Source organism: Rhodococcus sp. Leaf247 (genome assembly GCF_001426185.1).
Lineage (GTDB): Bacteria > Actinomycetota > Actinomycetes > Mycobacteriales > Mycobacteriaceae > Rhodococcoides.
On sequence record NZ_LMRP01000001.1, the window covers coordinates 608,943 to 622,197 of the forward strand.

General features: G+C 67.5%; 9 protein-coding genes. 4 read left to right on the forward strand and 5 right to left on the reverse strand.

Annotated features, from left to right (window positions below; all coding sequences use genetic code 11):
- Positions 1 to 38: 38 nt before the first annotated feature.
- The 3 genes from ASG64_RS02820 to ASG64_RS02830 all read right to left on the reverse strand — a co-directional run bounded on the left by ASG64_RS02820 (position 39) and on the right by ASG64_RS02830 (position 3,798).
- A complete protein-coding gene (locus ASG64_RS02820; RefSeq protein WP_056069820.1) occupies positions 39 to 1,757 on the reverse strand; it encodes a cholesterol oxidase substrate-binding domain-containing protein in 1,719 nt (572 codons plus the stop codon).
- A gap of 119 nt (positions 1,758 to 1,876) precedes the next feature.
- On the reverse strand, positions 1,877 to 2,431 hold the full coding sequence (locus ASG64_RS02825; RefSeq protein ID WP_056069824.1) for a TetR/AcrR family transcriptional regulator: 555 nt from the start codon (positions 2,429 to 2,431) through the stop codon (positions 1,877 to 1,879).
- Entirely contained in the window at positions 2,422 to 3,798 is a 1,377-nt protein-coding gene (locus ASG64_RS02830) for an ABC1 kinase family protein (RefSeq protein WP_056069827.1), read from the reverse strand. The genes ASG64_RS02825 and ASG64_RS02830 overlap by 10 nt, the downstream gene beginning before the upstream one ends.
- Before the next feature lie 185 nt (positions 3,799 to 3,983).
- Between ASG64_RS02830 and car the strand changes: the two genes are divergently transcribed.
- The gene (gene car / locus ASG64_RS02835; RefSeq protein WP_056069829.1) at positions 3,984 to 7,514 is read left to right on the forward strand and encodes a carboxylic acid reductase; all 3,531 of its coding nucleotides are present in this window, start codon (positions 3,984 to 3,986) and stop codon (positions 7,512 to 7,514) included.
- On the opposite strand, the gene ASG64_RS02840 is transcribed toward car, so the two are convergent.
- Both ASG64_RS02840 and ASG64_RS02845 read right to left on the reverse strand, forming a co-directional pair.
- Positions 7,497 to 8,117: a luciferase domain-containing protein gene (locus ASG64_RS02840; protein WP_056069834.1), complete on the reverse strand. Its 621-nt coding sequence runs from the start codon at positions 8,115 to 8,117 to the stop codon at positions 7,497 to 7,499. The genes car and ASG64_RS02840 overlap by 18 nt on opposite strands.
- 59 nt (positions 8,118 to 8,176) lie before the next feature.
- Positions 8,177 to 9,565 carry an NADH:flavin oxidoreductase/NADH oxidase family protein gene (locus tag ASG64_RS02845; RefSeq protein ID WP_082518012.1) on the reverse strand — a complete coding sequence of 463 codons (1,389 nt, stop codon included), beginning with the start codon at positions 9,563 to 9,565 and terminating at the stop codon, positions 8,177 to 8,179.
- Between the two features lie 133 nt (positions 9,566 to 9,698).
- On the opposite strand from ASG64_RS02845, the gene ASG64_RS02850 reads away from it, so the two are divergent.
- The 3 genes from ASG64_RS02850 to ASG64_RS02860 all read left to right on the forward strand — a co-directional run bounded on the left by ASG64_RS02850 (position 9,699) and on the right by ASG64_RS02860 (position 13,252).
- Entirely contained in the window at positions 9,699 to 11,180 is a 1,482-nt protein-coding gene (locus ASG64_RS02850) for a flavin-containing monooxygenase (protein ID WP_056072548.1), read from the forward strand.
- A complete protein-coding gene (locus ASG64_RS02855; protein WP_056069837.1) occupies positions 11,177 to 12,034 on the forward strand; it encodes an SDR family NAD(P)-dependent oxidoreductase in 858 nt (285 codons plus the stop codon). Before ASG64_RS02850 ends, ASG64_RS02855 begins: the two co-directional genes overlap by 4 nt.
- 81 nt (positions 12,035 to 12,115) lie before the next feature.
- Entirely contained in the window at positions 12,116 to 13,252 is a 1,137-nt protein-coding gene (locus tag ASG64_RS02860) for a GGDEF domain-containing protein (protein ID WP_056069840.1), read from the forward strand.
- Positions 13,253 to 13,255 lie beyond the last annotated feature (3 nt).

Consider the following 13,255-nt stretch of genomic DNA (forward strand, 5'->3'; position numbering starts at 1 on the left):
ACCAACTCCCGACCGAAGTTGTGGTGCGGCTCACTCCGTTACCGGACGAAACGGTCGAGGAAGGCATTGGAGAACACCCGATCGGGGTCGAGCCGGTCCACGACGTCGACGACCGTGTCCCACGTGCGATCCCCCTCGTACCCGTCGCGATACGACTGCGGGATCGCGCTACCGAGAGCCTCGGCATCCTCGTACGGCCGGTCCTCCGAGAACGCCCATCCTTTCGACCACTCCGGTCGGAACATCGAATCGACCCCGTCGAAACGCTGCCGCATCCACTGCTCCATCTCCCGGTAGAAGGCGAACATTCCGGGCGTACCGGGAATGCCCAGCACGTTCAACCAGATTGCCGTGTCCCATTCCGGACGATCCGGCCGCGGACGCATGGCGGACAGCGTCGGCGCCCCTGCCGACTCCACGAGCACGTCGTCCTCCTGATCGAGTCCACAGCACCGGATCTCGACCGGACCGTTGATCGGGTACCGACCGAGCGCAGCATAGTGATCCACCCGCGCGCGGAACCACTGCGTGAAGTCGTGGACGACAGTGGCAGCGTTCGCTCGCGACGTGAGCACCGCACCACCGCCCTCCGTCAACAGAAGCGTGCTCGGACGGATGTAGAACTGCACGTTCTTGGGATTGCCCCAGATGTCCGACGACGCGGTCGCCGCCAAGCCCGCCACGGTCGCCGCCAGGAACATCCTGCCGAGTCCGGGTGTCAGGTCGGTGCGGCCGGAGACGACGGCACCGATGACGTCCGAGACGGCCTCCGGCAGAGTGTCGGAGAACGGATAGTTGTACGGCTCCGTCACCTGTCGCGAACCCGGTGGTCGCATCGGGGCGAGGGACCAGACCTTGAGCCACGGCGTGTCCGTGAACGGATACCAGATCGCCTCCGCACGCCCGGCGCTGTCGAGGAACGACTCCATGGTTCGACCGGGAGACCCCGCGGGTGCGAACATCTCGGACCAGCCGATGTCGGTGAAACTCCGACACCGCATGGGCACCAGCTCGTGTGCCTGCAGAGTCACCTCGGTGACGAACGCCCGGCCGAGATGGGTAGCCAATACCGGTGCGTCGTCGTCGCCCCGTGCCACCGTGCGAAGCTCGAAACCGTTGCTACCCTTGGCGATCACCCGCATCGACGTCACCAGATTGCTCAGCGAGCCGAGCGTCGAACCGGGCGCTCCGACTTCTCCCGTCGCGCGCAATGCCGCACCGTGCGCTCCCACCGCGAGCGCTCCGGCGATGGACAGCACCCCCGGCGCGGGCACGCTCGACCACGCGAGGCCGTGAGCTTCCAACGCCGAGAGGATGGCGTGCAGAGTGGCGCCGGCTCCCGCCGTGACGGTGGACCGTTCGACGTCCACGGAGACCTCGGTCATCCCGGTCATGGTGTCCACCAACACCACTCGACTGAGGTCCTCCCCCACCTCGATGGTGAAGGGCGTCCACCCGTGCATCGCGCCGCGAGGCCTGAGCCGGTAGCCGTGCTCGACCGCCCAGTCCGCGAGGGTGACGACGTCGTCCGCGTGTCGAGGTGAGCATGTCCAGACACCGTCGACGACGATCTCCTTCGACCAGTTCTGATATTTCTGGCGGAACAGCGCGATCCCGGCCGGAAAGTTCGGCGGCACCGACCCGGCGGCAGCAGAGTCGGCGGGAACGGCACCGGCAGGAACGGCGCGGGCAACGCTCGCGAAGGCCACGGCAGCAAGAGTGCCCGTGATGAACGTACGTCGGTCGTGGGTGAGCATGAGGCTCCAGAGGTCGAGGCGTGACAGTTCGACAGCGTCGCGCCTCGTGAGCGCTGATCAGTCCCCCGGATCGTGATCCCCCCGGATTGCTTACAGCTTTTACAGAAGTGACAACATTGTCAAGCGGGTGGTCGGAGGTGCAACGAGGGGAGAAGCCGTCGCCGCAGGTAGCCCCTGAGATCGTCGTCGGATCGCGTTGCCGCGCTGTCCAACTGGATGAGGGACAGGAACAGACGGATGCAGAGATCGGCGATCTCGTCGTGCTCCGCAGCCTCGACGTCGACCAGCGCCGGCGCCAGGAAGGCCGACGCCATGGCGAGGACCGCGGGAGCGAACACCGTCTCGTCCGAGATGACCGAGCCGGGGCGCGGATGCACCAACGGCGCGAATGCAGGCGAGGAGCGGAAGCTCGATCGAGCAGCGACCATCGCCTCGACGAGGAACTCCGACGGAGACTTCGCGTCCGCCACGGCCTCCACGACGGCGGTGACCGTTCGCCCACTGACGACGCGGAGTGCCTCCGAGAGCAGCAGATCGCGAGTTCCGAAGTGCGCGTACACCGTCGGGCGAGAAACCCCCGCCTGCTCGGCGACGGAACTGACGGACACCGAATCGACGCCGCCGGTCTCGAGGCGGGACACGGCAGCCGCGAGAATGCGGTCCTTCACCTCCACCGGGCAGACCATTCTGCGATGTCGACACCCATCGGCGTGGCCGGAGCCTCGTCGTAGAGCCATTCTCGTGCGATTCGGCCCCAGTTGCCCGTGGCCCGCAACTGGCCCAGGATGCCGAACGTCAGGAAATCCGCACGCCGTGAGAACACGTGTTCCGGCGGCAGCCACTGCTTCGTCATCTCGCCGAAGTTCCCGGAGCGAGGATCGACGGCAAGGAGGAAACATGCCCCCGCCATCTCCGGAGTGACTGTCACCTGCTCGTCGGTGAGGCTCAATTCTGCTGCGGCCTCGACATAGTCGAGGCAGTCCTGCCCCGTGACCCTCGCCGCGGGGTCGAGTATTCCGCGCGAGGACATCGCGGCCAGCAGGTCGTCTCCCCGCCCTTCGACGGCCGCACGCAGACAGTCCCGCTCGAAGGCGACATCCGCGGGAGTCATTCTCAGATAGAGCCCGAAGTCGATGAAGGTGACGCGGCCGTCTTTCGCGAGCAGCACGTTCCCCGGGTGCGGATCACCGCAGAACTCGCCGAGTGTGTGCAGCGACCCGATGTAGAAGCGGAACACCGTTTCTCCGACACGATCACGGACGTCGGCCGGCATCGCCCGGATGTCCTCGAACGACACCGCGTCGACGAAATCCGTCGTCAGGACCGCGGAACCGCAACGCTCCGGAACGGTGTCCGGAACGAAGAAGTGAGGATGCTCGCGATAGAGAGCGGCCGCCCGCCGGTGCGTCGCTTCCTCGGTGACGTAGTCGAGTTCGGCCTCGAGATTGCGCCGCAACTCGTCGACGACCGCACGCGAGGACAGCATCGGGATGCTCGTCGGCAGCAGCTTGAGATAGAACGACAGATTCTTGAGGTCGGCGCGGACGGCCTCGTCGATGCCGGGGTACTTCACCTTGACCGCGACGATCCGACCGTCGTGAAGTTCTGCGCGGTGCACCTGTCCGATGGACGCCGCCGCGAACGGTTCCTCGTCGATGTGGGCGAACAACGTGGACATCGGTGCACCCAGATCGGCCTCCACGACCCGCCGTATGTCCGCGAACGACACCGAGGGAGCCCTGCTCTGCAGGTCTGCGAGCTTGCGGTGGAACTCCTCGCGGTGCTCGTCGGGCACGAAGGACAGGTCGAGCGTCGACAGCATCTGGCCCAGCTTCATCGCCGCGCCTCGGAGACCGCCGAGTACCGTCACGACCCTTTCGGCCGAGCGAACGGCTTCCTTCTCCGACAGGGCGGTGCGCAGCGCCTCGGTGCGGCCGGCCATCCGGATGCGGAGGGTGGCGTTGCGCGCGGTGCGGCCCGCGACGAGGCGACCCACCTCGGCGCCCCGGGCCACCCTGGACGTCGGCATCTTCTCCGGCACGCGATCAGTATCCGCCACCGATGCGCGCGCCCGATTCGCGGGACTGCGACGACACGGATCTTCCTCGCAGAGCGGACTTTTCGGACTGTGTATGGCACACATCACGTTTCCCGCGGCCTCGGCCGAACTACTCTTAGTTCGGGTAACGATATAACGATGGATCGGCATACCGAGGGGGAAACATCATGACCAGCACCATCACGCGGGAGCACGACCGGGCACGGAAAGTCTCCGAACGCATCTCCGAGCTCTTCGCCGACGACGACGAGTTCCGCGCAGCGGCACCGGACCGATCGGTCTCGGACGCAGCCACGGAACTCTCGCCCGACCTGATCCGCATGGTGGACGAGGTCATGTCTCGATACGCCTCACGCCCTGCGCTCGGCCGGCGTGCACACGACGTCACCGCGGATGCGAACGGACGCCACGTCCGGTCCCTCCTCCCCCGCATCGACACCGTCACCTACGCCGACCTCTGGTCGGACGCACGCTCGCTCGCCACCGCCGTGGCCGACGTCGTGACACCCGGATCGTTCATCGCGACTCTCGGCTTCGCCAGCGCCGAGTACGTGGTGGCCGAGCTCGCCACCGTGTGGTCGGGAGCGGTGTCGGTACCGCTCCAAGCCGGCGCAGCCGCCCGACGCCTCGTCGACATCACCGCCGAGGTCGAGCCGGTCGTCCTGGTCGTCGACAGCGGGCACCTTCCGGTGGCGTCCGACATCGTCGCCGCGTGCCCGACGGTCCGCCGAGTGGTCGTGCTCGATCACGACTCACGGGTGGACGACGACGCGGACCGTCTTCGGACAGCGCGCGAGACGGTGGCCGACAGCGGAGTCGTCGTCGAAACGCTGGCCGAGGCCGTGCAGCGCGGCGCGGCGTCCGCTCCCGTACCGCGCGCGGAATCCGGCGATCCCGAGCGCATCGCCACACTCGTCTACACCTCCGGCAGTACCGGCACCCCGAAGGGCGCGATCCACACGGAGCGGATCGTCGCACGCCAGTGGTCCACGGCCCACTGGTACAGCCGCTCGGACGACGATGCAGGCGAGAACACACCGCCCGTGATCACGCTCGACTACCTCCCTATGAGCCACCTCGCCGGACGCGCACTCGTGTTCACGACACTCGCGTCCGGTGGAACCGTGCACTTCACGGCGTCGAGTGACCTGTCCACCCTGCTCGAAGACTTCTCGCTCGCCCGCCCGACGGTCGCGATGTTGGTCCCGCGGGTCTGCGATCTGCTCCGCCAGACAGCACTCGGGCGTATCGACAAGGAAGCGCACCGCACCGGCCGCAGCGCGGACGACGTGCGTTCGGAGGTTCTCGCGGACATGCGCTCCACGACGCTGGGCGGACGCATCCTCTCGGCGGTGGTGGGAACCGCACCGACGTCCCCGGAGGTCGTCGAGTTCATGTCCGAGCTCCTCGAGACGCAGGTGCAGAACAACTACGGGTCGACCGAGGCCGGCATGGTGCTCTTCGACGGTGTCGTCCAGCGGCCCCCGGTCACGGAGTACCGCCTCGACGACGTTCCCGAGCTGGGGTACCTCACGTCGGATCGACCCCACCCACGCGGCGAACTGTTGCTCAAGACCACCTCGCTCATCCCCGGGTACTACAAGCGGCCCGACGTGACCGCGGACATGCTCAGCGACGACGGCTTCTACCGCACCGGTGACGTCGTCGAGGAGACAGCGCCGGACCATCTGGTGTACCTCGATCGCCGCAAGAACGTGCTGAAGTTGGCGCAGGGCGAATTCGTCGCGTTGTCCAGGCTCGAGTCGATCTACGCATCCGCGGATGCGGTGGACCAGATCTTCGTGCACGGGAGCGGCGAGCGTGCGTACCTGCTGGCCGTCGTGGTTCCGACCGACGGCGCCGACGCCCGTGAGGTGCTGGCGTCCGTGCAGCGGGTCGCCCGTGCCGAGGAGCTCGAGTCCTACGAGATTCCCCGCGACGTCATCCTGGCCGACGAGCCGTTCACGGTGGCGAACGGTCTGCTCTCGGGAGCGAACAAGCAGCTCCGTCCTGCGCTGACCGACACGTACGGCGCGGCCCTCGAGGCGCGCTACCGCGACATCGACGAGGGGCAGAGCACGAAGCTCGGCGAGCTCCGCCGCCGTGGACCCGGCGCACCGGTCGCCGAGACCGTCGCCGAGGCAGCCGCGGCACTGCTGGGGTGCGCCGACACCGACGTCGAGCCTTCCGCACGCTTCATCGATCTCGGCGGAGACTCGTTGTCCGCGTTGACCTTCGCGACGGTCCTGCACGACATCTTCGACATCGACGTCCCGGTGTCCGTCGTCATCTCGCCGACGTCGGACCTCGCAGCCGTGGCCGCGTACATCGAGAAGACGGTCGCCAGTGATTCCGGGACCACGACGTTCGCGTCCGTCCACGGGCGAGGGGCAACCGAGGTACACGCCGACGATCTCCGCCCGGACGCGTTCTTCGATGCGGAGTTCCTGTCCGCGGCGGAGTCCGCCGACCCGGTTCGCACCGAGGTGAGCACCGTTCTGCTCACGGGCGCCAACGGGTATCTCGGACGCTTCCTGTGCCTGGAATGGCTCGAGCGCATGGCTGCCGTCGACGGCACGCTCCTGTGTGTGGTCCGTGGTCGCGACGCCGACGATGCTCGGGCTCGCCTCGATGCCGCCTTCGACAGCGGCGACGACGAGCTGACGGCTCGCTACAGGGCCCTCGCCGAGACGACTCTGCAGGTGGTCGCGGGCGATGTCGGCGATCCGATGTTCGGGATGTCTCCCGAGGCATGGACAGCACTGTGCACCGGGGTGGATCGCATCGTGCACCCCGCCGCTCTGGTCAACCACGCGCTGCCCTACGAGCAGTTGTTCGGCTCGAACGTCGTCGGAACCGCGGAGGTGATCCGTCTGGCGCTGACCGACCACGTCAAGCCGGTGACCTATCTGTCGACGGTGGCCGTGGCAGCCGGTGTGACCGATTTCGTCGAGGACGGGGACATCCGTGACGTCAGCCCGAGCCGCCCTGTCGACCAGTCCTACGCCAACGGATACGGCACGTCCAAGTGGGCCGGAGAGGTGCTGCTGCGCAACGCGTTCGACAGATTCAGTCTCCCGGTGACGGTTTTCCGGTCCGACATGATCCTCGCGCACCCGCGATGGACCGGGCAGCTAAATGTCCCCGACATCTTCACCCGCACGATTCTGTCCGTCATCGCGACCGGAATCGCACCGGAGACGTTCTACCGCACCGACACCGGCGTCCCGACGGACGATGCGGGTCGCCCGCGCGGACACTACGACGGGTTGCCGGCCGACTTCACGGCGTCGGCCATCACCGAGCTGGGAAGCCGCGGAGTCGACGGGTACCGCACCTTCGACATCATCAACCCACACGACGACGGGGTGTCCCTCGACACCGTCGTCGACTGGATCGTCGACTCGGGCAGGACCATTCGCCGTATCTCCGACCACGACGAGTGGTTCCGGGAATTCTCGGACGCACTCGCCGCGCTGCCGGCGTCGCAACGGACGCATTCCGTGCTCCCGTTGGTGCACGCCTATGCGCACCCGGACACCCCGACCCCGGGATCCCCCCTTCCCGCCGAGGTGTTCCGCGCCGCGGTGAAGGAGGCCGGGCTCGGCGACGCAGGTGAGATCCCGCATGTGACAAAGGATCTGATCGAGAAGTACGTGCGTGATCTCGAGTCGCTGGGTCTACTGTCCGCCCGCTGAGGCCCGTCGGACGACGCGGTCCACGACGGCGAGGACAGTCGACAGGTCCTCGCCGTCGCGGGGCGCATACAGGAACACGTAGGAATACGGCAGGCCCAGCATCCGTCGGCCGGCGAGCGGATGCCGCTCACCCCAACCCCTGCTCACGATGACCTCCGCATCACCCGGATCCGCCACGACGTGCAGGGAGCCCTGCCCCGTGTGGACATGCGCCAACTCCCCACCTGCCTGTCGGATCCATGGCGGCGCATCCGCGGTGTCCGCGAGGAACAGCGCATCTCCTCGGCGCTCGAACCTGCTGCGTGCCGTCCTGAAGGACGGATCGTCGGCGACGGCGAGGAGGTGGCGTTCGAGGGCGCGGACGGTGTCGGGTTCCGCGTCCATGGCCACCTGCCGGTGCGGAACGGGGTGCGGCGCCACTGTCGGGCGCTCGCCCCGACGGAACGGCAGATCGAGATCCGACGCAGCATCGACCGCCGCGATGGTGCCGTCCCTGCCGAACGGCCGAAGGAGCGTCGTGCAGGCCCACCCCAGCGGATTGGCCGGCAGACCGCCCGGTCCCAGATTCCTCCACGATCGATAGTCGTCTCGCACAGCACGCATGAACAGCCTCCCCCGCCGAGGAATCTCCCCCGAGATTCGCTGAGGGGAGGTTACGCGCCCTACGTCCGTCCGCCGCGGAAGATTCGCACGACCGGGCCGACCACGTATCGACGCACGAGAGACAGCACGCCTGCCAGGCGCGACGACGCAGCCGGTGAGGATTCTCCTGCCGGGCCTCGTCGTTTGGCCCGCACCGCGTCGATCCCGTTGCGCTGCAGGGACGATACGAGCGTGCGCGTGATCGGCCGAGCCGGATCCGGCTCCTTGCCCGCTCCCATGCGGTGCAACTGATCGGTGTGCCACTGCAGGTCGAGCAATCCGTCGAGCGACCGGACGGACCGCGTGGTGGCGAATCTGGCGGGCACCGGGACGGAGATCGACGGGCTGGGCAGGGTGTCGATGCGACCGGAGAGAACGTCGCGCGCCGCGTCGGGAGCTACCGCGGTCGGTCGACCGAGCCCCACCACGTGGCAGGCGCTGGACGCGATCGCGTCGTCCATGCCCGCACGGGTGCGGAAGCCGCCGGTGACGGCCAGCGGGATGTGCGGGGCGATGTCGCGGACGGTCACCGCGTACTCGAGGAAGTACGCCTCTCTCGACGCCGTGCTCGCCGACACCGACTTCCCCATCATGGCCGGGGATTCGTAACTGCCGCCGCTGATCTCGATCAAGTCGACCGGGAGGTCGCCGATCATCGCGATGACGGCGCGCGACTCGTCCTCGCTGAATCCACCACGCTGGAAGTCGGCCGAGTTGAGCTTGACGCCGACGGCGAACCCGGGACTCACGCGTGACCGGACTCGACGGATGACCTCGAGCAGGAAACGAGCGCGGCCGTCGATGTCGCCACCCCACTCGTCGGTACGCACGTTCGAGAGCGGTGACAGGAACTGACTGACGAGATACCCGTGTGCCGCGTGGATCTGGACTCCGTCGAAACCGGCTTCCTCCGCGAGTGCCGCTGTCACCGCGAAACGTTCGATGATCGACTCGATCTCGTCGGTCGTCGCCGCGCGTGGGGCAGGTATGCCGGGGATGTCGAGACCGACCGCCGACGGCGCGATGGTGCCCCCGACCGTCGTGACCGGGTTGCCCTGCCTGCCGGGGTGGTTGATCTGCATCCAGATCGGCGTGCCGCCGTCCTGCGCCGTCTTCGCCCAGCGGGACAGTGCGTCCATGTCGCGGCGGTCCTCGACCGCGACGTTGCCGGGCTCACCGAGGTGGCGATGATCGACCATCACGTTGCCGGTGACCAGCAGGCCGTAACCGCCCTCGGCCCACCGTCCGTACAGACGTGTCAGCCGGATGTCGGGTGCGTTGTCGGACGTACCCAGAGCTTCGCTGAGCGCGGACTTCATGATCCGGTTCGGCAGGACCTGGCCGTTCGGCAGCGTCAGGGGGCTGGACAAAGACCGGGGAACATCGGGTGTCTCCGGGACAACGGACATCGGGGCTCTTTCCAGTGGGGTACGCGCAGTGGGCTGTGTCGGTCGAGCCAGTAGATCATCCGGCCCCGTCCGTGGTGTGATGGTGCCCGAGTGTGATGATGCCTGTCATCACATGCTGGAAGGAGCTCGCGACGTGCCCAGCTTCACGGTCGTCATCATCGGTAGCGGATTCGGCGGACAGTGCGCTGCACTCGAACTGCTTCGTCGAGGGATCGACGACTTCGTCATCCTCGAACGACGCGACTTCCCGGGTGGCACCTGGCGACAGAACTCCTACCCCGGCGCGGCCGTCGACGTCCAGAGCCCGCTGTACTCGATCGCGTCCGAGCCCTACGACTGGTCGCGGATGTTCGCCGAGCAGCACGAACTCGAGGAGTACACCACCCACGTCGTGACCAAGCACGGGCTCGCCGACCGCACCGTGCTGGGCGCCACGGTCGAGCGCATCGAGTGGATCAACCACACCTGGCACATCTCGACGAGCGCGGGCGAGTTCTCCGCGCAGTTCGTCGTCAATGCCACCGGCCCGTTGAGCACGCCCGTGATTCCGCCGTTCCCGGGCCGGGACACCTTCGCCGGCGACCGGTTCCACACCAACGAGTGGGATCACGACGTGGACTACCGGGGCAAACGGGTCGCGATCATCGGTAGCGGTGCGAGCGCCGCTCAGATCATCCCGGCGATCCAACCCGACGTCGCGTCGCTCCACGTGTTCCAGCGGTCCCCGCACTGGGTGATGCCGCGACCGGACCGCACGTTCCGACCGTGGCAGCGTCGACTCCTGAAGATCGGGCCGGTGCACCGCGCGCTCCGCGCCGCCGTCTACTGGAAGCTCGAGACCAGGATCATCGGGTTCAAGTACTCGCGGGCAGGTCTGTGGCTGTTCGCGGAAAGACACGCGCGCAAGCTGCTCGAGACCCAGGTCGCCGACCCCGAACTGAGGGCGGCCCTGACTCCCGACTACACCATCGGGTGCAAGCGGATCATCCTGTCCAACACTCTCTATCCGGCCATTGCGGCGCCGAACACGACTCTGCACGATCGGAACGACGGCATAGCCGAGATCACGCCGAGCGGGATCACGACCACCGGCGGACATCGCATCGACCTCGACCTCATCGTGTTCTCCACCGGCTACGACGCGACCGACGGCGTGATCTCCTACCCCGTGATCGGGCAGGACGGGACGACCCTGCGGGACGTGTGGGCGGACTACCCACGCGCGTACCTCGGAACGGCCGTGCCGCGGTTCCCCAACCTGTTCATCGTGACCGGGCCCAACACCGGTATCGGCCACACCTCGGCGATCTTCGTCATCGAAGCTCAGATGAGGTACATCATGGATGCGATCACCCACACGATCGGCCGCGGCGCACGCAGCATCGAGGTCACGACCGAGGCCGAGGCCGAGTACACGGAGATGGTGCACCGCGAGATGACCCGAACCGTGTGGAAGACCGGCGGGTGCACCAGTTGGTACCAGTCGAAGTCGGGTCGGGTCATCGCGATGTTCCCCGGTTTCAGCTTCACCTATCGACGGCTCGCCTCCCGCTTCCGTCGTGACCACCACCGTCTCCGTCCCGTCACCAGCCACGAGAGGACCGCAGTCGCATGATCGGTCGACACAGCAGGCTCCCCATCCGAGGCGCCGTCGCCGTCGTGACGGGCGCGGGTGGGGGCATCGGATCCGCGGTGGCGCGTGAACTCGCTCGCCGCGGCGCGTCGGTGGTCCTCCTCGACGTCGCGCCCGCGGTCGACGACGTGGCCCGCGACATCGGAGGCGACGCGACGGCGCTCCGGGTGGATGTGACGTCGCAGGCCGACCTCGAGGCCATGGCCGCGACGGTGCGCGAACGTTTCGGTCGGATCGACATCGTCCACGCCAACGCCGGTATCTCCAGCGGGAGCGCCGCCCACACCGTCGCCACGGTTCCCGACGGTGTCTTCGAGAAGGTCGTGGCGGTGAACCTGCAGGGTGTGTGGAACACCGTGCGCGCGACCCTTCCCGACGTCGTCGAATCCCGCGGACACATCCTGATCACGTCGTCGACGTACGCGTATCTCAACGGGGTGGCGAACGCGCCGTACGCCGCCACCAAGGCCGCGGTCGAGCAGATCGGACGTGCTCTGCGCGCGGAGCTGGCGCACACCGGAGCGACCGCCGGCGTTCTCTACCCGGGCTGGGTATCAACCCCCATCGCCGACGTTGCCTTCGGCGGGGACGACCTGGCGACACGACTGGTCCAGCGGGCATTCCCGACGCCGCTACTGACACCTGTCGACCCCGCCGACGTCGCGGTCGGCGTCGCCGACGGCATCGAACGACGTCGCCCGCGCATCCAGATCCCCGGCCGGTGGCGTCCGATGTCGGCACTGCGGGGCATCGCCAACCCGGTGACGGACCTGCTGCTCGAACGGGACCGCACGATCAGGTCGTTGATCCGCGATCTGGAGTCCCGCCGACCCTGAACGGTCTTTTCACCCGTTTATCGGCCTTTTATCCGGTCGTCTGCACCATTGATCGAGCCATGACGGGTATCGTCCCCGTCCATGACGCTGCGCGCGCTGGTGAGGGAGTGCTGGGATTCCCAGCGCGATACTCACCTCCTGCGTATGTTCGTCGAGTCCCGGGGACTCGGTCGCTGGATCCGCGTCTTCGTCTCGCTCCTGACGATCGTTCTCACGGCCATCGCGCTGCTCTCACTCGGATCACCGTCCGGCGCTCAGGGCACGGTCGACCGCATCGTCGTCGTGACGGTGATCGTCCTGGGGATCGCCTGGGCGGTCCGATGGAACGTCGCGGACTGGCCGTCGTTCCGGGAATCGATCGCGTTCCTCGCCTTCTCCGACATCGCGATCACGCTGGTCTGCTTCCTCGACTCCAACACGCTCGCCGGCCTCAGCGGTGCCGGATTGCTGGTCCTGCTCGGCACCTATGCGACCTTCCTCCTGGGTCCTAGAGTTCTGGTCGCGCACGTGGCGTGGTGCGCGTTCTCCATCGCACTGCTGTCCGTGCGGGTGGTCCTCGATCCCGCCTTCGACCTGGCCATCGGTGCCGCGAAGGCCGTCATGCTGACGGTCGTGGGTGTGGTCGTCCCGCTGACCATCGAGTTGGGCGTCCACCTCATCCGCGTCGACGCGGACATGTCGCTGTTCGATCCATTGACGGGTCTGTCGAACAGACGTGGTCTCGAGACCCGGCTGCGGGTCCTCGCCGACGACGCGCGGACGGACGATCAGCGGCCGGTCGCCGCGGTGATCATCCTGGATCTGGACAAGTTCAAACGCATCAACGACGAACTCGGGCACAACGTCGGGGACGAGGTGCTGATCCGTGTCGCGCGCGGCCTCGTCACAGCCGCGGGTCCCACCGCCGTCATCACCCGGCACGGCGGTGAGGAGTTCCTGATCTTCGACCTCTACGACGATGCGCTGGACGCTCTGCGGACCGCCCGTGCGGTCCGCGACGTCGTCGCGGGGAACGCGGCGGGCCCGACCGTGACCGCGAGCGTCGGACTGGCCATGTCGGCGACCAGGGCGCTGCTGTCCGACAGGAGACGACTGACGTCCACGGTGGCCGATCTCGTCGACCGCGGTGACGCCGCGATGTATCGCGCGAAACGATCAGGGGGCCACTGCGTCGCCGTCGACGGGGGAGCGTCGCGGGGACTGGCTGCTACCGGTTGAATG

Excerpts from the sequence above, each read along its gene's own strand:
- ASG64_RS02820 (WP_056069820.1), bottom strand. The coding sequence starts at position 1,757 with ATGCTCACCCACGACCGACGTACGTTCATCACGGGCACTCTTGCTGCC.
- ASG64_RS02840 (WP_056069834.1), bottom strand. The coding sequence starts at position 8,117 with ATGCGTGCTGTGCGAGACGACTATCGATCGTGGAGGAATCTGGGACCG.
- ASG64_RS02855 (WP_056069837.1), top strand. The coding sequence starts at position 11,177 with ATGATCGGTCGACACAGCAGGCTCCCCATCCGAGGCGCCGTCGCCGTC.
- car (WP_056069829.1), top strand. The coding sequence starts at position 3,984 with ATGACCAGCACCATCACGCGGGAGCACGACCGGGCACGGAAAGTCTCC.
- ASG64_RS02845 (WP_082518012.1), bottom strand. The coding sequence starts at position 9,565 with ATGTCCGTTGTCCCGGAGACACCCGATGTTCCCCGGTCTTTGTCCAGC.
- ASG64_RS02860 (WP_056069840.1), top strand. The coding sequence starts at position 12,116 with ATGACGCTGCGCGCGCTGGTGAGGGAGTGCTGGGATTCCCAGCGCGAT.